This window comes from Pseudotabrizicola sediminis, from assembly GCF_004745575.1.
In the GTDB taxonomy this organism is placed as follows: Bacteria; Pseudomonadota; Alphaproteobacteria; order Rhodobacterales; family Rhodobacteraceae; genus Pseudotabrizicola; species Pseudotabrizicola sediminis.
Genome location: NZ_RPEM01000006.1, coordinates 165,240 through 184,816, shown reverse-complemented (window position 1 = coordinate 184,816; position 19,577 = coordinate 165,240). Strand labels below are relative to the sequence as shown.

The window sequence follows — 19,577 nt, the reverse complement described above, 5'->3', positions numbered from 1 at the left end:
CGCCCTTTTGTTTTGCGCCCCCGTCGCCATATAAGGGGGGCAAGTGACGGAGGCTTTGAGATGGCAGACGATAAATTCCCCGGCTGGCACGGGACAACCATTCTTGCAGTGCGCCGGGGGGGTGAGGTTGTGGTGGCCGGCGACGGACAGGTCAGCCTTGGCCAGACCGTGATCAAAGGTACGGCACGCAAGGTGCGCCGCCTGTCACCCGGCGGGCATGACGTGGTCTGCGGCTTTGCCGGATCGACCGCCGACGCCTTTACCCTGCTGGAACGGCTGGAGAAAAAGCTGGAAGCTGCCCCCGGTCAACTGGCCCGCGCCTGTGTCGATCTGGCGAAAGACTGGCGCATGGACAAATACCTGCGCAACCTTGAGGCCATGCTGATCGTGACCGACGGGCGCGAGCTGTATGTGATCACCGGTGCGGGCGATGTGCTGGAACCCGAACACGATGTCGCCGCCATCGGCTCGGGCGGCAACTTTGCCCTGGCGGCCGCGCGCGGGCTGATGGAAACAGATCAGACTGCCGAGGATGTGGCCCGCAAGGCCATGGCGATTGCGGCAAGCATCTGCGTCTACACCAACGGAAATCTGACCGTGGAACGGATTGCTGCGGCATGATCGACCCGCAAGACCTTCGCACCGCCGTTCAACGCGGGCTGATCACCGAGGCGCAGGCGGCGGGGCTGACGGGACTCGCCGAAGCGCGCCGGCAGGCGGTTGCGGGGGTCGCGCCGGGGGAAGAACCCTTCGTGCTGTTCAAGGGCTTCAACGAAATCTTCATCGTCATCGGCCTGACCATCCTGTTTACCGGCTGGGTCGGCATCTCTGCCGCGCTGGGGGCCGAGGTGTTCAGCCCCGGCGGGTTTGACACGATTTTGGTGGCGCTGGTTTCGCTGGCCGGATTGTCGGTGGTGCAACGGTATTTCACCCTCACGCGTCGGATGATCGCGCCGTCCATCGCGCTGGCGGTGATGTCGGCGCTGACGGCCTGGGTTCTGGGCGCGGCGGCGGCGGATGTGGTCGGCCTGCGCGGGTTGACGGCATCGGCGGCAAGTTCTGCCGTGGTGGCCGGGTTGATGCTGCTGCATTATCAGCGCTTTCGGGTGCCGTTTGATGCGGCAATCATTGCCACGGCGGTCTTTTCCACCATCTGGTCGCTACTGGCCAGCAGAGGGGTCCTGCCGACGGACGGCATGGGCCTGCTGCACCTGTCCGGCACCGGGCCCCTGTCCATTCTGTCGCTAATCTTCGGGCTGCTGACCTTTGCGCTGGCGATGCGGTTCGATATGTCTGACCCGCTTCGTGTGTCGACCCGCAGCACCACCGGGTTCTGGCTGCATGTCGTGGCCGCCCCGGCCATTGTGAACACCGTTGCCGTGTTCCTGCTATCGGGCGGGCAGGGTGGCAAATTGCTGTTGCTGGCGTTCCTGCTTGCCATCGCTTTGGTCGCGCTTGCCATCGACCGGCGATCCTTCCTCGTATCTGGTGCAGGCTATGCCGTCTGGCTGATCTTCGAACTGTTCGACGGGTCCGCCATGGTGATCCTGTTCCTTGGTTTCGCCCTTGTCTTCCTTGGCGCGCAATGGGACCGTCTGCGGTCGGCCCTGATGCGCGCCCTGCCGGCGTTTCCCGGCAAACCCAACCTTCCCCCCTATGGGAGCACAACATGACTGACCTGACCCCGCGCGAAATCGTGTCGGAACTTGATCGCTTCATCATCGGCCAGAACGACGCCAAGCGCGCCGTGGCCGTCGCCCTGCGCAACCGCTGGCGGCGCAAACTGCTGGCCGATGACCTGCGCGACGAGGTGTATCCGAAAAACATTCTGATGATCGGCCCAACCGGTGTGGGCAAGACCGAGATTTCGCGCAGGCTGGCCAAGCTGGCGCGCGCTCCGTTCCTGAAGGTCGAGGCGACCAAGTTCACCGAAGTGGGCTATGTGGGCCGCGATGTCGACAGCATCATCCGCGATCTGGTCGATGCCGCGATGATCGACACGCGTGAACGGATGCGTGAAGACGTGAAGGCCCGCGCACAGGCGGCAGCTGAGGAGCGCGTGATCGAGGCTTTGGCCGGAAAAGACGCCCGCGACCAAACGCGCGAGATGTTTCGCGGCAAACTTCGCCGGGGCGAACTGGACGCCACGGTGATCGAGCTGGACCTGGCCGACACCTCCAGCCCGATGCCCATGATGGGCGGGCCAGGGATGGAAATGCAGATGCAGGGCTTGCAGGATCTGTTCAAGGCCTTCGGTGCCCGTACCGTGCGCAAGAAGGTGACGGTGGCCGACAGCTATGATCTGTTGATCGGGCAAGAGGCCGACAAGCTCTTGGATGACGAGGCGGTGAAGGCCGCAGCGCTGACAGCGGTGCAGGAAAACGGCATCGTGTTTCTGGACGAGATCGACAAAATCTGTGCCCGCAGCGATGCGCGTGGCGGCGATGTGTCGCGCGAAGGGGTGCAACGCGACTTGCTGCCACTGATCGAGGGTACGACGGTTTCAACCAAATATGGGCCGGTCAAAACCGACCACATCCTGTTCATCGCCAGCGGTGCCTTTCATATTGCCAAACCATCGGACCTGCTGCCGGAACTGCAGGGCCGCCTGCCGATCCGCGTCGAATTGCGGCCGCTGACCGAGGCGGATTTCGTGCGCATCCTGACCGAGACCGAAAACGCGCTGACGCTGCAATACTCGGCGTTGATGGCCACCGAACAGGTGACCGTGACCTTCACCACCGACGGGATTGCCGCCTTGGCCCGCATCGCCGCAGATGTGAACCAATCGGTTGAAAACATCGGCGCGCGGCGGCTGTACACCATTCTGGAACGGGTATTTGAAGAGCTGAGCTTTTCTGCCCCTGACCGGTCGGGTGAGGCGGTCAGCATCGACGCAGATTTTGTCGAGGCCAACGTGGGCGCGCTGGCACGGTCTGCCGATCTGTCGCGCTACGTGTTGTAAGGCGCGCTATCTGGCGCGCCGCAGATAGACGTAAAAGGCCCCCGATCCGCCATGCTTGGCATGCGATTCCGCCACCTGAAGCACCATTGCCCCGAGGGGCGACTGGCGCAGCCATTGCGGAACCTGATGCCGCAGAGCGCCGATCCGTGTCGGAATCGGGCCGTGATCCGGCTTTGCCTTGCCCTTGCCGGTGATCACCAGCACCAGCCGCAGGCCCTGCGCATGGGCGTTCAGAATAAACCGGTTCAATTCGGGGTGCGCCTGCGCAAGCGTAAGACCATGCAGGTCGATGCGGGCCTCTGGCACCAGCTTGCCGCGCGTCATGCGGCCGTAGGCTTTGGCATCCATCTGCAGCGCAGACTCTGACGGTTTGGGCGCGGGCACGCCCGGCTTACGGGGTGCCAATGGTGCTGCCTTTTCGCCCATGCGGAAGGGCGCAAAGGGCGGGCGCGTCGTTTCCTCGACGGTAAAGGCTTTTGGAGCTTCAATCTTTTCCGCCGGATGCAAAATTTCGGCCCCATTGGAATGCATGGCCCGGGCGGTGCGGGTCACCGCCTGCCAAAGCTCTGCTTCATCTGGTCGAAGGGTGCGACGCCGTGCCATGGATCATCTGTCAGGCAAAAGCGCATAGGCGCGGTCAATCGGCAAAAGCTGAATCAGGCGGCCGCCGTCCTTGATCTTTCCCGCCTCTTCCCCGGCTGAAAAGCCGGTACCGAAAAAGATGTCGGCTCGTTGCGCCCCTTTGATCGCCCCGCCGGTGTCCTGCGCGATCATCAGGCGGCGCAGCGGTTCGCGCCCCTCTTTCTCAACCCAGACCGGCGCGCCCAACGTGACAAAAGCCGGATCAATCGCCACCGACCGAAGGCCGGTAATCGGCCGCCCCATAGACCCGATCGGGCCGCTTGTCGCTGGCAGATCCTCCAGCTTGCGAAAGAACACATAGGACGGGTTGGAATTGAGCAGCGCGCGGCCCGGGCCCGGATTGGCCCTGACCCAGGCCTTGATATCCTGCGCCGACACATCTGCCAGCGACGCGCCACGCCGGATCAGTTCCTGCCCGATGGACCGGTAGGGATGCCCGTTCTTGGCCGCGTAGCCCAGCCGCAACACCCGCCCATCCGGCAAGACGATGCGACCCGAGCCCTGAACTTGCAGAAAATACACCTCTACCGGATCATCAAGCCAGACCAGCTCCAGCCCACGCCCCCGCAGGGCACCGGATTCGATCGCTTCACGCGACTGGAATATCTGGCCTTCGGTCAGCTCTGGCGGCTTGCGGTACAGCGGATAGCCAAAGCGCGGCGTGCGGGTCAGCGACCCTTTCAGCTCCGGTTCATAATAGCCGGTAAACAGCGCAGGCGGGGTACCCACAACAACCGGGCGGAACAAAAGCTCAAAGAACTGACGGGCGGCGGTGGAAGTATCTGCGGCATCGGCGGCCAGCTTGCAGACCGGCACCCACACCGGGTCACGCAGCAAGCTGCAGGTGTTGCGAAACACCGCAAGGGCCGCGCGATGATCATCCGCCGCCCAACCGTCAAGCGCGTCAAACTCAAGCACCTGCGCGGGGGCGGCGTTTGCTGCCATCACTGCGGCACCAAGACAGACGGCGCGCGCTGCATTCAGGATCCGCCCCACGCCCAGCCCTTAGTCGCCAGTGGCGACAAGTTGCCAGTTCGGATCAGACGCGCCCATGGTTCGGCCATAGGTCCAGACATCCCGCTGACGCTTGATTTCCTTGGTGTTGCCCTCGACGACCTCACCCGCCTTGTTGCGGACGACAGACGTCAGCTCGCCGACATAGCGCACCGAGATTTCCGCCCGCTTGGTGGTGCGGTCAAAGGTGGCGTTGTGCAGCGCCAGTTCGCGCAGGCCGATGAAAGTGGCGTCGACCGTCAGACCCTCGGCCTCACGCGCGTTGATCGCCTGGGCGAAAGCCGCCTCGATCTCATCGCCGAGGAACGGGCGGATCGGGTCCAGCTCGCCACGCTCGAACGACATCAAGATCATCTCATAGGCGCCACGGGCACCCTGCAGGAAGGTATTCACCGAAAACTCCGGCTCGGCCAGTTTCATCGCGGCCAGTGCCTTGGCGGCATCCGAGCCATCTGCGACATGATCGCTGATATCGCGGTCCGGCCCGCCCTCGATCACCTCAAAGTCACGCTTGACGCGCGGGCGCACATCTTCCAGCGGAACCGGCGGCTTTTCAAAGCCATCGCGGGTTCCCAGAACGGCACGTAGCTTCAGGATGAGGAAAATTGCAATCCCGGCAAGCACGAGAAGCTGAATCAGGGAAGAGTTCATTCAAAACCTCGATCAGGCGCCGTGAAAGACCGGCAGCATTGGGGTTGGTAAGTTATACAGTCGAGCCTTATGTAGGGCTGGTAACGGGCGGTGTCTACGCCACCCGGCCCGCAAATGCCGATGAAGGAGGCCAAGATGTGGCTTTTCGCCCTGTTCCTGCTGGTACCGATGATCGAAATCGCGCTTTTCATCACCATTGGCGGCTGGCTGACCCTGTGGCCGACGCTTGGCCTTGTGCTTCTGACCGGGGTGATCGGCACAGTTTTGATGCGGTGGCAGGGGCTGAAGGTTCTGGCAGAGCTGCGGGGCGACATGGGCCAGCTGAAAAATCCGCTGTCCCCGTTGGCACATGGGGCATTGATCGTTCTGGCGGGGCTCTTGCTGCTGACCCCGGGGTTTTTCACCGATGCCATCGGGTTTTTGTTGATGGCCCCACGCGTCCGGGAATTCGTGATCGCTTTCGTCGGCGCGCGGGTAAAAATCCAGACCTTTGGCGCGACCGCCTCTGCATCCCGCCCCGATGGCCCGGTTGTCATCGACGGCGAGTTCTTTGAGGTGGATGAAAACCCGTCTTCAAGGCCTCCCTCTGGCTGGACCCGGCATTGAGAACGGGTGAATGACCTGATAGGAGCGTATCCGAACCGTTTCTCAGGGAGAAAACACACGATGGCCGAGGAAAATGGCGCAGCAGCGCAACCACAGGCGCAGCCGCAGCCGCAGATCAAGATGCAGGTGCTGGCGCAATTCATCCGTGACATGTCATTTGAAAATGCGGTCGCACAGAAGGGCCTGAACGGCGGCGAAGTGCAGCCTGACATTCAGGTTGCCGTCAGCCTCGATGCACGCAAGCGCACACAGGACCACCAGTTCGAGGTGATCCAGAAATTCCGCGTGACCTCGAAGAACAAAGCCAATGGCGAAACGCTGTTCCTGCTCGAGCTGGATTACGGCGGCGTGTTCCATATCGAAGGCGTGCCGGATGACCAGATCCACCCGTTTCTGATGATCGAATGCCCGCGCCTGCTGTTCCCGTTCATCCGCCGCATCGTCAGCGATGTGACCCGTGATGGCGGCTTCCCACCGCTGAACATCGACACCGTTGATTATCTGTCGCTGTACCGGCAGGAACTGGCGCGCCGGTCGCAAGCTACGGCGGCGGCACCGCAGGGTCAGCCGAACTGAGTCACAATCCGCACTGTGCCAGGGCCGGCCTTTCGGGGCCGGCCTTTGTGTGTCAGCCGCGCCTGAGCCAGATCGCGCCCTCGCCCATCTTGGCCACAAAGGCAGCATGAGCCGCCGCCTCGGTCTCGCTGATGCGAGGGGGAAGGGGCACGGGGCGCGGACGGGGCCGCCAGGTGGCCTGTGGGTCCGCAACATCCGTCTGCTTGTTTTTGTCTGATCCTGTCGCAAGGCCAAAGTCCGGTTGCCGCCCGCCGACAAGTTCCAGATAGACCTCTGCCAGAATTTCGGAATCAAGCAAGGCGCCGTGCTTTTCCCGCGCGGAATTGTCGACGCCGAAACGGCGGCACAGCGCATCAAGCGACGCAGGCGAGCCGGGAAACTTGCGCCGCGCAATCAACAGGGTATCGGTGGCGCGGCCGTTGGGAAGGGTCGGCAACTGGGCGCGTTGCAGCTCGAAATTCAGGAACTTCATGTCGAAGGCCGCATTGTGGATCACCAGTTGCGCCTCACCCACGAAGTCCAAAAAAGCCTGCCCGATGGATCTGAACAGCGGTTTGTCTTTCAGGAAGTCATCGCCAAGCCCGTGAACCTCGAACGCCTCTTTCGGCATGGGTCGTTCGGGGTTGATGTACTGATGGTAGGTCTTGCCCGTCGGCAGGTGGTTGAACAGCTCAACCGCGCCGATTTCAACGATGCGGTGGCCTTCTGAAGGCTCAAATCCGGTGGTTTCGGTATCGAGGACGATTTCACGCATGGCTGTCTCGCAAATGGCCGATCAACGCTTGCACATAGGCGCGGGTCTGGTGGATGGACAGGGTTTCAACAATATGCGTGGCGCGGGCCCGCTTTTCTGCATCCGGCATCTGTCGGGACAAAAGCAAAGCGAACTGGTGTTCGGTCATGCCTGGGCGCGCCAGAACGCGCTGGCGCTGCAGCACCTTCGGTGCTGTGACCAGCAGCGTCGCATCCATCTGCGCCTCGGTGCCCTTCTCAAACAACAGGGGAATATCGAAGACCGCGATCCCGCCGGTGCATTGCGCCACAAACGCCTCACAATCCGCGGCTACAAGCGGATGCACCACCGCTTCCAACCGGGCCAATGCGGATGGATCGGTCGCGATCCAGTCGCGCAGGGCGGCACGGTTGATATGGCTGTCGTGTAGCGCTGCGGGGCACAGACCCCCAACCGAGCGGACCGCCGCCCCACCCACGCTGTAGAGCCGGTGTACGGCGGCGTCAGCGTCCCAGACCGGAATGCCTTCGGCGGCGAAAAGCGCAGCTGTTGTGGATTTGCCCATGCCGATGGAGCCGGTCAGCCCAAGGCGGAACACGCTCATGCCGACAAGACAGCCTGGCGGGTGGCGTCATCCACCTCGGGGCGGTGCCCGAACCAACGCTCAAACCCCGGTGCGGCCTGGTGCAGCAACATGCCCAACCCGTCCACCACGGTGCAACCTCTGGCCTGCGCATCCATCAGGAATTGCGTCATCAGTGGGGTGTAGACCAGATCTGTCACCACGGCATCCTGGCGCAGACCGTCCAGCGGAACCCGGAAGTCAGCTTTTCCGGTCATGCCAAGCGAAGTGGTGTTGATCACGGTGGTTGCGCCATCCAGCATGTTGGGGGCCTGAGTCCATTCGCTGACCACAAGTTTCGCGCCGAAATCTGACCGCAGCGCCTCTGCCCGCACGCGGGTCCGGTTGGTGATGCGGATTTCGGGCACACCCACTTCGATCAGGGCCGCCACCACGGCCCGGGCCGCACCGCCCGCGCCGAAAACCACGGCAGGCCCGTCCGTTGGCCGCCACTGCGGGGCGTTCTGCCGCAGATTGGCGATAAAGCCCGACCCATCGGTGTTATCGGCCTGAATCCGGCCGTCTTTGCGAAAAATCAACGTGTTGGCGGCACCAATCAGGGCGGCGCGATCCGTGATCACATCGGCAATCTGCAGGATCGCTTCCTTGTGCGGAATGGTGATGTTGACCCCGACAAACCCCATCTTCGGCAAAGCCTGCAGCATATGCGCCAGATCGGACGGTGCGACATCAAGCGGGATGTAATGGCCGCGAATGCCGTAGCGTTTCAACCAATACCCGTGCAACGCAGGGGACCGGCTGTGCGCGATAGGATGTCCGATAACGCCGGCCAGAGGAATGCGGGGATGATCTGTCATGTCGGAATAAGACCTCTGTCACCGAGGTAGCCCAGAATGGCCAAAAGGGGAAGGCCCATCACGGTGAACGAGCAGCCTTCGACGGCGGAAAACAGGCGGCAGCCTTCTTCCTCCAGCTTGTAACCGCCCACGCTGTGACGGATGCTGTGCCAGTTCCGGTCGACATAATCTTCCAGATAGGCGTCGGACAGCGGGCGCATCAAAAGCCGCGCCTCGCCCGTGAACCGCCACACCGGCCGGGCATCGTGATAGATCACCGCGGCAGACCACAGCTTGTGCCATCCGCCGCGCAGCCTGCGCAACTGGTCGCGCGCTTCAGCCGGGGTTTCAGCCTTGGCCAGCACGTCGCCCTGAAACTCCAGAATCTGGTCACAGCCAAGCACCATGCAGTCGGGCCGCTTTTCGGCGATCTTGCGGGCTTTCATCTCGGCAAGGGCATCGGCCATGTCCCTTGGACGGGCCTGTTCTGCCTGCAGGGCGCGGCGGATTGTCTCTTCGTCGACCTGCGCTGACTGAACCGTAAAGAGGACGCCTGCCGCCGTCAGCAGCTGTTGCCGGATCTCGGAGCCGGATGCCAGAATAAGGGTCATTTCAGTCAGGCCATCCCTGTGGATATGCTTACTTTGTTCACGCAGCGCGTTTTGTGCGCAGGAGAGGATATTGGGCGAAGGGTGGCAAGCGACCCCGGTTTGTCAAGCAGCACGCGAGAGATATCCCGCTGTGGACAGAGCAGATCCGAAGGCGCGGATATCGGACCCGGTGATGACTCCGCGACACATGCGGGGCAGATCAGGCAGAAGCCTACCTATTTCCAAAGGGCTGATAAAACGTCATTTTTCTATAGATATCCACAGCAAACGCTTGTTTTCCACGGAGTTATCCAAAAGGCAAGACACGTGCACAGAACTGGGGACAAGAGCCGGAATTCTGTTGTCCACAGGCCCTACAACAACATTCCTTTCTTATATTTCTTTTAATAAAGAAGAAGAGAACAGGTGAGGATGACATGACAGATATTTTGGCCGACTGGTATCTTTGGACGAAAGCCCTGCATGTCATATCCGTGATCGCCTGGATGGCTGGGCTGTTCTATCTGCCCAGACTGTTTGTCTATCATGAAGAAACGGTTAAGACCGGCACCGACACGGATGATCTGTTTCAGACCATGGAACGCCGACTGCTGCGCGCGATCATGAACCCTGCGATGATTGCGACCTGGATCTTTGGTCTGGGTCTGGTCATGACGCCGGGCGTTGTCGACTGGTCGATGCTGTGGCCTTGGGTGAAGGCGGCATCGGTGCTAGGCATGACGTGGTTTCACATGTGGCTTGCCGCCCGTCGCAAGGCATTTGCCGCCGGGACCAACACCTTGAGCGGGCGGCACTATCGGATGATGAACGAGGTGCCGACAGTTTTGCTGGTGCTGATCGTGTTTTCGGTGATCGTGAAGTTCTGATTTATTGACTTTTCGCAAATCTGGTCTTATCGGGAAGACGATATGGCCGTCCGGTCGTTGTTTTTCCCCCTTGATGCTATGGCGCTGCCTGTTTCCAACAGGTTGCGAGAGGACCATTCCATGACTGTAGAACGTTTGAATCTTGCCGATCTGAAAGCCAAGACGCCGGCTGACCTGCTGGCCATGGCTGAAGAATGGGAGATCGAGAACGCGCCCAGCATGCGCAAGGGCGAGATGATGTTCCAGATCCTGAAGGAACATGCTGAGGAAGGCTTCGAGATCGGCGGCGACGGCGTTCTGGAGGTGTTGCAGGACGGGTTCGGATTTCTACGCAGCCCGTCGGCGAACTACCTTTCAGGCCCGGATGACATTTACGTCAGCCCCGAGATGATCCGCCAGTTCAGTCTGCGGACCGGGGATTCGATTGAGGGGGTCATTCAGGCGCCGCGTGAGAACGAGAAGTATTTCAGCCTGATCAAGGCGACCAAGATCAATTTTGATGATCCGGAGCGGGCAAAGCACAAGGTTCATTTTGACAATCTGACGCCGCTGTACCCGGATGAGCGCTTCAAGATGGAGGTCGAAGATCCGACGATCAAGGATCGTTCGGCCCGGATCATTGACCTGGTGGCACCGATCGGCAAGGGGCAACGGGCGCTGATCGTGGCACCGCCTCGGACCGGTAAAACAGTGCTTTTGCAGAATATCGCGCATTCGGTGGCGACCAACCATCCGGAATGCTATCTGATCGTGCTGTTGATCGACGAGCGGCCCGAGGAAGTAACCGACATGCAGCGGTCTGTGAAGGGCGAGGTTGTGGCCTCTACCTTTGACGAGCCGGCGACCCGGCATGTGGCGGTGGCCGAGATGGTGATCGAGAAGGCGAAGCGACTGGTTGAGCACAAAAGGGATGTGGTGATCCTGCTTGATTCGATCACCCGTCTGGGCCGGGCGTTCAACACGGTGGTGCCGTCTTCCGGTAAGGTGTTGACCGGCGGTGTGGATGCGAATGCATTGCAGCGCCCGAAGCGGTTTTTTGGGGCTGCGCGCAATATCGAAGAGGGTGGTTCGCTGACCATCATTGCGACCGCGCTGATCGACACCGGAAGCCGGATGGATGAGGTTATCTTCGAAGAGTTCAAGGGCACCGGGAACAGCGAGATTGTGCTGGACCGCAAGGTTGCTGACAAACGGGTGTTCCCGGCGATCGACATCCTGAAATCCGGAACCCGGAAGGAAGATCTGCTGGTCGAGAAGATTGATCTGCAGAAGACCTATGTGCTGCGCCGGATCCTGAACCCGATGGGGACAACCGATGCGGTGGAGTTCCTGATTTCGAAGCTGAAGCAGACCAAGTCAAATGCCGAGTTCTTCGAATCGATGAACACCTGAGTTCCTGAGGACAGAGGCAGATCATGTCGGACACGATATTTGCGTTGGCCACGGCCCGCGGCAAGGCGGGTATTGCTGTCGTCAGGGTGTCGGGGCCATTGGCGCTTGATGCGGCTGCGGCATTGGGCATTTGTCAGCTTCCAACGCGACGGGGTGTGCTGCGCAAACTGATGATCGGTGATGAGCTTCTGGACACCGCGCTTGTGTTGTTCTTTGAGGCGGGTGCCAGCTTTACCGGTGAAAAAGCCGTTGAATTTCAGGTACATGGTAGCGAAGCTGTTGTTTCGGCGCTGCTGCAGTTTCTGACGGGACTGCCAGGTCTGCGCCTGGCCGAGCCAGGGGAATTCACGCGCCGAGCGCTTGAAAACGGGATGCTGGATCTGACGCAGGTTGAGGCGCTTGCGGATCTGATTGACGCGGAGACCGAAGCCCAGCGGCGGCAGGCGCAGCGGGTGCTTTCCGGAGGACTTGGACAGCGGGCGGCGGTGTGGCGCAAGGATCTGGTCCGTGCCGGGGCGTTGATTGAAGCAACGATAGATTTTGCGGATGAAGATATCCCGGTTGATGTGATTCCGGAAGTTTGTGACATTGTGGACCGACTTTTGCGGTCTTTCTCGGCTGAGATTGAGGGAAGCCGCAGTTCGGAACGGGTCAGGGCGGGTTTTGAAGTGGCCATTGTCGGGGCCCCTAACGTTGGAAAATCGAGCCTTTTGAATGCCTTGGTTGGACGAGATGTGGCAATTACCTCTGCTGTCGCGGGCACGACGCGCGATGTTATTGAAGTTCGGATGGACCTTGGGGGCTTGCCGGTCACATTGCTTGATACTGCAGGGCTGCGTGAAGCGACAGATGAGATTGAACGGATTGGTGTTGAGCGCGCCCGAGAGCGGGCGCGGCTGGCTGATTTGACGGTTCTTCTGCTTGAGCCGGGGGATGTCGAGTCTGACGCCGAAGCTGACATCATTGTCTGGGGAAAGGCGGATCTTGCACCCGGACCGAACACTGTTTCTGGCCTGAGTGGGCAGGGCCTTGACTGGCTTGTCGAAGAAATTCGTACACGGCTTCAACGTCGTGTTTCTGGATCAGGCTTGTTGATCCGCGATCGCCATCGGTCTGCCCTGATGATGGCAAGCGAATCCATGGCGTCGGCACGCCGATCTTTGTATGATATAAATCCATCCCTTGAACTTGTTGCTGCAGATCTTCGAACGGCAAGCCACGCACTGGATATTCTGGTAGGAAAAATCGGTGTTGAGGCATTACTTGATGAGATCTTCAGCAGCTTTTGTATTGGAAAGTAGGAGTGTTTCACGTGAAACATTTTGACGTCATTGTCATCGGTGGCGGCCACGCGGGGACAGAGGCAGCTTCGGCAGCCGCACGCGCTGGTGCGAGCGTTGCGCTCGTGACACAGAAGCTTGCTACAATCGGAATGATGTCCTGCAATCCTGCTATCGGCGGGCTTGGGAAGGGTCATCTGGTACGTGAAATTGATGCGCTGGATGGAATCATGGGTCGCGCAGCGGATGCGGCGGGCATCCAGTTCAGGCTGCTGAACCTCCGGAAGGGCCCGGCAGTCCAAGGGCCTCGCGCCCAAGCAGATCGGGCATTGTATCGCACTTTTGTTCAGGCTGAATTGTCAGCTCAACAGAACCTGAGCCTTATTGAGGGCGAAGTCGTAGACTTGATCGCTGACGATTCGCGTATCGGAGGGGTCATTCTGGCCGATGGACAGAGCGTGAGCGCACGCGCGGTGGTTTTGACTGCGGGAACTTTCCTGAATGGCCTTATTCATATCGGCGATCAGCGTCAGGCAGGGGGTCGGATGGGCGATGCACCATCGACCCGTCTTGGTGACAGGCTCAATGATCTTGACTTGAAACGCGGGCGCCTGAAAACGGGTACACCGCCCAGACTAGATGGGCGGACGATCAATTGGTCGATTTTGGACGAACAAAAGGGCGATGACGAGCCGTCAATGTTCTCTTTCCTGAATCGCAAGCCAGTTGCACGGCAGGTGTCATGTGGCGTCACGCGTACCAATGAAAGGACCCACGACATCATCCGTGCAAACTTGTCACGTTCGGCGATGTACGGTGGTCATATTGACGGAGTTGGCCCAAGGTATTGCCCGTCAATTGAAGACAAGGTGGTCAGGTTCTCGGATAAGGACAGCCATCAGGTGTTCTTGGAACCAGAGGGCCTGACAGATCACACTGTCTATCCGAACGGCATTTCCTCGTCACTCCCGATCGAGGTCCAGAATGCCTATGTTTCCTCAATAGTGGGCCTCGAAAACGCAACGATCCTTCAGCCTGCCTATGCGATTGAGTATGATTTCTTTGACCCTCGCGCGCTGTCGGCGGGACTCGGAGTGTTGAATCTGGAAGGCCTGTTTTTTGCGGGTCAGATCAACGGCACAACGGGTTATGAAGAGGCAGCTGCACAGGGGCTTGCTGCTGGGCTGAATGCAGGGCATCTCGCGATGGACAAAGAGCCGGTGCAGTTTCATCGCTCTGGCAGTTACATTGGCGTGCTGTTGGACGACTTGAGATCCAGGGGTGTGACGGAGCCATACAGGATGTTCACATCGCGCGCAGAATACCGGTTGTCGCTTCGCGCAGACAACGCCGATCAGCGTTTGACCGAGCAGGGAATTTCCCTGGGAATTGTGTCAGAGGCCAGAAAATCTAGTTTTTACAAAAAGTTGAACAATTTGAATGACTTGAAGGGTCGCCTTGAGAAACGGACTTTCACGCCGCGTGATCTTTTGGAGGGCGGTGTTCATGTAAGCTCTGACGGATCGCGCAGGAGCGGGCTCGACGTGCTGGGCGCGTTTGCCATGACTTCGGATCAGCAGGATCGTCTGCTGCCCGAATTACTTAACGCCGACCCCGACATCCGGACCCAGATTTTGCGTGATGCGATGTACGGACGTTACCTCGATCGGCAGCAGGCCCAGATTGATCAGCTCAAGCGTGAAGAGCTTACCGCGATCCCAGCTGATTTCTCCTATGCGGGCCTCTCCGGGCTCTCTGGCGAGCTGTTGTCAAAGCTGCAGCGGCAACGACCGGCGTCACTGGCCGTAGCGGCACAGATCGAGGGGATGACTCCCGCGGCTCTCGCGCTCATCCTGGCAAACGTCCGGAGGTCAGCGGCTCTGCGGGAGGCGGGATGATGCCGAAGTTGCATGGGTTTGATTTGGGCGGCGATGTTTCACGTGAAACATTCGAGCGACTGGATCTCTTGGAAGCATTGGTCCGAAAGTGGAACCCGGCAATCAATCTTGTTTCAAAGGGCAGTATCTCAAACCTGTACCAGCGTCATATCCTGGATTCGCTCCAACTCTATACCCTGATGGATCTGGAGGAAGGCGTTTGGGCCGATTTGGGGAGCGGCGGCGGCTTCCCAGGCTTAGTTATTGCTGTACTGGCAGGTGACTCGGCTAAAAAGATTGCGGTTACGCTGGTGGAAGCGGACAGCCGAAAAGCCACATTCTTGCGTGAGGCTGCTCGCCAACTCGACGTGACTGTAACGGTGCTCAACGCCCGAATTGAAGAGACGCCTCCGTTGGCAGCTGATGTGCTTTCCGCGCGCGCGTTGGGGCCGCTGACCAAGCTATGTGCCTTTGCGATGCGGCATTTGGGCAAAAATGGCCAGGCGCTGTTCCCAAAGGGCATCAATTACCAGGCCGAGGTGACGGCCGCGCGCTCTGATTGGGCCTTTGATTTGCGGGTCCATCCCAGTAAGACAGAGCCAGCCGCCGCGATATTGGCGCTCAGGAATATTCAACATGTCTGATGAAGCTCAACGTCGAATCCCAAGGGTCATCGCCATCGCAAACCAGAAGGGCGGGGTGGGCAAGACCACCACCACCATAAATCTTGCCGCAGGCCTTGCAGAATTCGGATATAAGGTCCTCGTCATTGACATGGACCCGCAAGGCAATGCCTCAACCGGTTTGGGTGTCGTGCCAGAGGCGAGGAAGCAAACCACCTATGATTTGTTGTTAGATCAGGCGCTATTGATTGACCTGATACAGGACACCACAGTGCCGGGAATCTCGCTCTGCCCGGCAAACGCAGATCTCGCATCTGCAGACATCGACCTTGTTTCGAGCGAGAAGAGATCTTTTTTACTGTCTGATGCGATACAGGAAACCCGGTTCCTAGCAATCGGACATGATTTCGTGCTTGTAGATTGCCCGCCGTCGCTGTCCCTACTGACGGTTAATGCCCTCGTGGCCGCTGAATCGGTTCTAATCCCGTTGCAAAGCGAGTTTTTCGCGCTGGAAGGGCTATCGCAATTGATGCTGACCGTTCGGGATATCCGAAAGTCTGCCAATCCTCGCCTCCGGATCGAAGGTGTGCTCGTGACCATGACGGACAGCAGAAACCGCCTCTCGCAGCAGGTTGAAGCGGACGCCAGGGCGACTTTGGGCGACATGGTTTTCTCGACGACGATCCCTAGGAATGTAAGGGTGTCAGAGGCACCTTCCTACGCGCTGCCCATTCTTCAATATGATCCAACGTCGAAGGGCGCAGATGCCTATCGCCGCTTGTCCCTTGAAGTTATTTCGCGAAAATCAAACGGTCGCGCTGCCTGACCAAAAGGAAACCCGATGGAAAAGAAACAGGATCGTAAGGGTCTGGGGCGGGGTTTGTCCGCTTTGATGGCAGACGTAAACCTTTTGAGGGGCGATGTGGACAGCAGCGACAGGGTGACCGGCCTTGGCATCACTGTCCTTCCTATCGAGAAGGTCTTTCCAAACCCGAATCAGCCGCGCCGCGATTTTGATCCTGCCCTTCTGGAAGAGCTCGCGGCATCCGTACGAGCGAAGGGCATCATTCAGCCGCTCGTTGTCCGCGCCATTCCTGAAAGCGGTGATTATCAGATCGTCGCAGGTGAACGCCGGTGGCGGGCCGCGCAGATGGCGCAGTTGCACGATGTACCGGTCGTGGTGCGGGTGTTTTCTGATGATGAAGTGCTGGAAATCGCCATCATAGAGAACATCCAGCGCGCTGATCTGAACGCGGTCGAAGAAGCGTTGGGCTTCAGGCAACTGATGGACAGCTTTGGCCATACGCAGGAAAAGCTTGCCGAGGCGCTGTCTAAAAGCAGATCACATGTCGCCAATACCATGCGGCTGCTCAGCTTGCCCGACGAAGTTCTTACAATGATTCGTACCGGCAAGCTTTCTGCCGGCCACGCCCGTACGCTGATCGGAACACCAGATCCTCTCGCACTCGCGGTTAAGGTTGTCGGTGCTGGTTTGTCGGTTCGTGCGACCGAAAAGCTGGTCCGCAGTGTGGGAATGGACCGGGCAGGCAAAGCGAAGCGATCTGGTCGGGAGGAGAAGGATGCCGACACCCGTGCGATCGAATTGGATCTGAGCGCCAATCTGGGGATGAGCGTTACCATTGACCATGACCCGTCGGGGGAGGGCGGTGTGTTGCGCCTGCACTATAGAAATCTCGATCAACTGGATATGATCTGTCAGGCGCTTTCTGTCTTGCCGCGTGACTTCACGCCGTGAGCGCAGGGATCAGATCAGTAATTCCTTGAGGACCCAGTTCAAAAGAAGCCTTCCCGAAGGCGTGGTGTGAAGCAGGCCGTTGGTAATATTGACAAGTCCCTGCGTCTTGAGGGGCTCCAGTTTTGCAGGAGACAGCGGAGCGCCCAAAATGCCCTCATACTCCGTCAGGTCGACGCCGGCGTTGACCCGCATCCCCATTAGAAGCAGCTCGGTTGCCTGCGCCTCTCGTGACAGAAGCTCGCGGCCGTCTTTCGGGTTCCGACCCAGCGCACCCTCCAGCCATTCCCCAGGCATCTGCAGAGCCATAGTAGAGTAACGGTGGTCGTCCGAATCGGTCAGTCTGCCATGTGCGCCCGGACCAATCCCCAGAAAATCGCCACACCGCCAATAGATCATGTTGTGCCGCGACTCGTCTCCTGGCCGCGCATGATTGGAAATTTCATATGCAGGTCGCGCATGTGCAGTGCAGATATCCTGCGTCAACTCGTACATGTCCGCGGCAACGTCTTCCACGGGAAGACCTTTTAGCAGGCCACGCTCAAACCGGGCACCGAATACGGTGCCGGGCTCAATGGTCAGTTGGTACAAGGAAAGGTGACCGTCAGCCAGCGCGAGTGCCTCTTTCAGCTCAGCCTCCCACTCACCGATGGTTTGGTCTTGCCGTGCATAGATAAGGTCGAAGCTCGTCCGGTCAAAGACAGCCTGCGAAACATCAATTGCTCTGCGGGCCTCGCGGGCGTCATGCATCCGGCCCAGTCGTCGCAGATCGGTGTCATTTAAAGCCTGCACCCCAACCGAAACCCGATTTATTCCAGCCGACTTGAATTCCGCAAACCGTCCGATTTCGACGGATGTCGGGTTTGCCTCAAGCGTAATCTCGATATCATTTGCGGGCGTCCACAGTTTCACCGCTTCGTCCACAATGGCCGCAACCGTCGCTGGCTTCATCAGCGACGGGGTGCCGCCGCCGAAAAATATACTGCTCAGCACGCGACCGGGCGTTTCCTCCGCATACCTCCGCAACTCATTTAGATATGCGGCCGCCCAGTCATCGTGATCCACCGAGTCAGAGACGTGGCTGTTGAAATCACAGTATGGGCACTTCGACTGACAAAAGGGCCAATGCACATAAAGACCGAAGCCTGCTTCCTGCCATCTTTGCATGTGGTCCTCCAGTGGCAGTCAAACGGGCCAGTGACAGCAAGGGTGTTTCACGTGAAACAATGGGCGACCAGCTTTCGGAACGCAGCCGCCCGATGGCTGATCTCCCCCTTCACCGCACGGTCCATTTCAGCAAAGGTCAAGGCATAGCCACCTGGTTGAAACATCGGGTCATAGCCATGCCCTTGCGCGCCCCGCATCGGCCAGACCAATTGCCCGGATACCTGACCCTCAAACACCAGATCACGTCCATCCGGCCACGCCAAGACGAGCGTGCAGCGAAACTGTGCCAGACGGGGATGCGGAGCTGAAATCGCCTCACAGGCCTCCCATGTCCGCGTCATTGCCAGCGAAAAATCACGCCCCGCCGGTGTCTCTGCCCAATCCGCGGTGTACACGCCAGGGGCACCCTTCAGCGCATCAACACAGATGCCAGAGTCATCCGCCAGTGCAGGCAATCCCGTCGCCTTTGCCGCAGCATGGGCCTTAAGGCGGGCATTGCCGACAAAGCTGTCTTCGGTTTCCTCCGGCTCCGGCAGTCCGAACGCGGCAGCTGACACCACCTCAATCCCATGAGGGCCAAGCAGATCGGCGATTTCTTCCAGCTTCCCGGCATTATGAGTGGCCACCAAAAGCCTTGGCCCAAGTGAGAGTCCCATGGCTAGCCTTTCAAAGCCGCGGCCTGCGCCGCAACCAACAGCGTCGAGCCCGCCTCGGCCAGATCCAGCAGCTCCAGCATTTCTTCGCGCGAAAAAGACGCCCCCTCTGCCGACATCTGCACTTCGATCAACCTGCCGCGCCCGGTCATCACGAAATTGCCATCGGTCCCGGCGGCCGAGTCCTCCGGATAATCCAGATCCAGAACCGGCTGCCCCGCATAAATCCCGCAAGAGACCGCCGCCACATGGTCAATGACCGGATCGCTCACAATGGTTCCCGCCGCCAAAAGCCGGTTCACCGCCAGTCGCAACGCCACCCATCCGCCGGTGATTGCCGCGCACCGCGTCCCACCATCGGCTTGCAGCACATCGCAGTCCACCACAATCTGACGCTCCCCCAACGCACTCCGGTCAACCCCCGCCCGCAGCGATCGACCGATAAGCCTTTGAATTTCCTGAGTTCTTCCGCTCTGCTTGCCCACGGCAGCTTCCCGGCGCATGCGGCTGTTCGTGGCACGTGGCAGCATGCCATATTCTGCGGTCACCCAGCCAAGGCCGGTGTTTTTCAGAAACGAAGGCGCCTTGTCCTCGATGGTTGCCGAACACAAGACATGCGTATCCCCCATCTTGATCAGGCAAGAGCCTTCCGCGTGCCGCATCACGCTCGTTTCAATCGAGATCGACCGCATTTGGTCCAGTTTCCGGCCAGAGGGGCGCATCGTTGTTCCTTTCCATGGATTTTAGCC

Annotated in this window: 22 protein-coding genes; 12 read left to right on the top strand and 10 right to left on the bottom strand. The window is 59.6% G+C overall.

Going from position 1 to position 19,577, the window contains the following annotated elements; genetic code table 11:
* Nucleotides 1-60: 60 nt before the first annotated feature.
* The 3 genes from hslV to hslU are packed head-to-tail and all read left to right on the top strand — an operon-like array spanning nt 61 to nt 2,965.
* Complete coding sequence (gene hslV / locus EEB11_RS10600; RefSeq protein WP_135431131.1) at nt 61-621, top strand: ATP-dependent protease subunit HslV; 561 nt, start codon at nt 61-63, stop codon at nt 619-621.
* Nucleotides 618-1,673, top strand: a complete 1,056-nt coding sequence (locus tag EEB11_RS10595; protein WP_135431129.1) for a hypothetical protein — start codon at nt 618-620, stop codon at nt 1,671-1,673. The genes hslV and EEB11_RS10595 overlap by 4 nt, the downstream gene beginning before the upstream one ends.
* Nucleotides 1,670-2,965 (top strand): ATP-dependent protease ATPase subunit HslU, encoded by a 1,296-nt coding sequence (gene hslU, locus EEB11_RS10590; RefSeq protein WP_135431127.1) that lies wholly within the window; start codon nt 1,670-1,672, stop codon nt 2,963-2,965. The genes EEB11_RS10595 and hslU overlap by 4 nt, the downstream gene beginning before the upstream one ends.
* 6 nt (nt 2,966-2,971) lie before the next feature.
* Here the strand turns inward: hslU and EEB11_RS10585 are convergent, their stop codons facing one another.
* The 3 genes from EEB11_RS10585 to EEB11_RS10575 are packed head-to-tail and all read right to left on the bottom strand — an operon-like array spanning nt 2,972 to nt 5,272.
* On the bottom strand, nt 2,972-3,568 hold the full coding sequence (locus EEB11_RS10585) for a Smr/MutS family protein (RefSeq protein ID WP_135431125.1): 597 nt from the start codon (nt 3,566-3,568) through the stop codon (nt 2,972-2,974).
* Between the two features lie 3 nt (nt 3,569-3,571).
* Nucleotides 3,572-4,594, bottom strand: a complete 1,023-nt coding sequence (mltA, locus tag EEB11_RS10580; RefSeq protein ID WP_494338050.1) for a murein transglycosylase A — start codon at nt 4,592-4,594, stop codon at nt 3,572-3,574.
* 18 nt (nt 4,595-4,612) lie between these two features.
* Nucleotides 4,613-5,272: a Tim44/TimA family putative adaptor protein gene (locus tag EEB11_RS10575; RefSeq protein ID WP_135431121.1), complete on the bottom strand. Its 660-nt coding sequence runs from the start codon at nt 5,270-5,272 to the stop codon at nt 4,613-4,615.
* Between the two features lie 135 nt (nt 5,273-5,407).
* Between EEB11_RS10575 and EEB11_RS10570 the strand changes: the two genes are divergently transcribed.
* Nucleotides 5,408-5,878, top strand: coding sequence for an FxsA family protein (locus EEB11_RS10570; RefSeq protein WP_135431119.1), 471 nt, complete (start codon nt 5,408-5,410; stop codon nt 5,876-5,878).
* Nucleotides 5,879-5,938: 60 nt separating this feature from the next.
* Nucleotides 5,939-6,454 (top strand): protein-export chaperone SecB, encoded by a 516-nt coding sequence (gene secB / locus EEB11_RS10565; RefSeq protein WP_135431117.1) that lies wholly within the window; start codon nt 5,939-5,941, stop codon nt 6,452-6,454.
* Nucleotides 6,455-6,506: 52 nt separating this feature from the next.
* On the opposite strand, the gene dnaQ is transcribed toward secB, so the two are convergent.
* Genes dnaQ through EEB11_RS10545 form a run of 4 tightly spaced genes read right to left on the bottom strand, consistent with a single transcriptional unit; the run spans nt 6,507 to nt 9,217 of the window.
* Nucleotides 6,507-7,208 (bottom strand): DNA polymerase III subunit epsilon, encoded by a 702-nt coding sequence (gene dnaQ, locus EEB11_RS10560; protein ID WP_135431115.1) that lies wholly within the window; start codon nt 7,206-7,208, stop codon nt 6,507-6,509.
* Nucleotides 7,201-7,791, bottom strand: a complete 591-nt coding sequence (gene coaE, locus EEB11_RS10555; RefSeq protein WP_135431113.1) for a dephospho-CoA kinase — start codon at nt 7,789-7,791, stop codon at nt 7,201-7,203. Before coaE ends, dnaQ begins: the two co-directional genes overlap by 8 nt.
* Complete coding sequence (locus tag EEB11_RS10550) at nt 7,788-8,627, bottom strand: shikimate dehydrogenase (RefSeq protein WP_135431111.1); 840 nt, start codon at nt 8,625-8,627, stop codon at nt 7,788-7,790. Before EEB11_RS10550 ends, coaE begins: the two co-directional genes overlap by 4 nt.
* Entirely contained in the window at nt 8,624-9,217 is a 594-nt protein-coding gene (locus EEB11_RS10545; RefSeq protein ID WP_135431109.1) for a Maf family protein, read from the bottom strand. Before EEB11_RS10545 ends, EEB11_RS10550 begins: the two co-directional genes overlap by 4 nt.
* 416 nt (nt 9,218-9,633) lie before the next feature.
* Between EEB11_RS10545 and hemJ the strand changes: the two genes are divergently transcribed.
* From hemJ to EEB11_RS10510, 7 genes are all read left to right on the top strand, one after another.
* The gene (gene hemJ, locus EEB11_RS10540; RefSeq protein ID WP_135431107.1) at nt 9,634-10,083 is read left to right on the top strand and encodes a protoporphyrinogen oxidase HemJ; all 450 of its coding nucleotides are present in this window, start codon (nt 9,634-9,636) and stop codon (nt 10,081-10,083) included.
* Nucleotides 10,084-10,203: 120 nt separating this feature from the next.
* Nucleotides 10,204-11,475: a transcription termination factor Rho gene (gene rho / locus EEB11_RS10535; RefSeq protein ID WP_103335031.1), complete on the top strand. Its 1,272-nt coding sequence runs from the start codon at nt 10,204-10,206 to the stop codon at nt 11,473-11,475.
* 23 nt (nt 11,476-11,498) lie between these two features.
* Nucleotides 11,499-12,776, top strand: coding sequence for a tRNA uridine-5-carboxymethylaminomethyl(34) synthesis GTPase MnmE (mnmE, locus tag EEB11_RS10530; RefSeq protein WP_135431096.1), 1,278 nt, complete (start codon nt 11,499-11,501; stop codon nt 12,774-12,776).
* A gap of 11 nt (nt 12,777-12,787) precedes the next feature.
* The gene (gene mnmG / locus EEB11_RS10525) at nt 12,788-14,653 is read left to right on the top strand and encodes a tRNA uridine-5-carboxymethylaminomethyl(34) synthesis enzyme MnmG (RefSeq protein ID WP_167852717.1); all 1,866 of its coding nucleotides are present in this window, start codon (nt 12,788-12,790) and stop codon (nt 14,651-14,653) included.
* Nucleotides 14,650-15,276, top strand: a complete 627-nt coding sequence (rsmG, locus tag EEB11_RS10520; protein ID WP_245298861.1) for a 16S rRNA (guanine(527)-N(7))-methyltransferase RsmG — start codon at nt 14,650-14,652, stop codon at nt 15,274-15,276. Before mnmG ends, rsmG begins: the two co-directional genes overlap by 4 nt.
* The gene (locus tag EEB11_RS10515) at nt 15,269-16,081 is read left to right on the top strand and encodes a ParA family protein (protein ID WP_135431092.1); all 813 of its coding nucleotides are present in this window, start codon (nt 15,269-15,271) and stop codon (nt 16,079-16,081) included. The genes rsmG and EEB11_RS10515 overlap by 8 nt, the downstream gene beginning before the upstream one ends.
* A 15-nt stretch (nt 16,082-16,096) precedes the next feature.
* Entirely contained in the window at nt 16,097-17,011 is a 915-nt protein-coding gene (locus EEB11_RS10510; RefSeq protein ID WP_135431090.1) for a ParB/RepB/Spo0J family partition protein, read from the top strand.
* A gap of 9 nt (nt 17,012-17,020) precedes the next feature.
* Here the strand turns inward: EEB11_RS10510 and hemW are convergent, their stop codons facing one another.
* The 3 genes from hemW to rph are packed head-to-tail and all read right to left on the bottom strand — an operon-like array spanning nt 17,021 to nt 19,550.
* The gene (gene hemW / locus EEB11_RS10505) at nt 17,021-18,175 is read right to left on the bottom strand and encodes a radical SAM family heme chaperone HemW (protein WP_135431088.1); all 1,155 of its coding nucleotides are present in this window, start codon (nt 18,173-18,175) and stop codon (nt 17,021-17,023) included.
* 47 nt (nt 18,176-18,222) lie between these two features.
* Nucleotides 18,223-18,831 (bottom strand): RdgB/HAM1 family non-canonical purine NTP pyrophosphatase, encoded by a 609-nt coding sequence (gene rdgB / locus EEB11_RS10500; protein WP_135431086.1) that lies wholly within the window; start codon nt 18,829-18,831, stop codon nt 18,223-18,225.
* Nucleotides 18,832-18,833: 2 nt separating this feature from the next.
* A complete protein-coding gene (gene rph / locus EEB11_RS10495; protein WP_135431084.1) occupies nt 18,834-19,550 on the bottom strand; it encodes a ribonuclease PH in 717 nt (238 codons plus the stop codon).
* Nucleotides 19,551-19,577 lie beyond the last annotated feature (27 nt).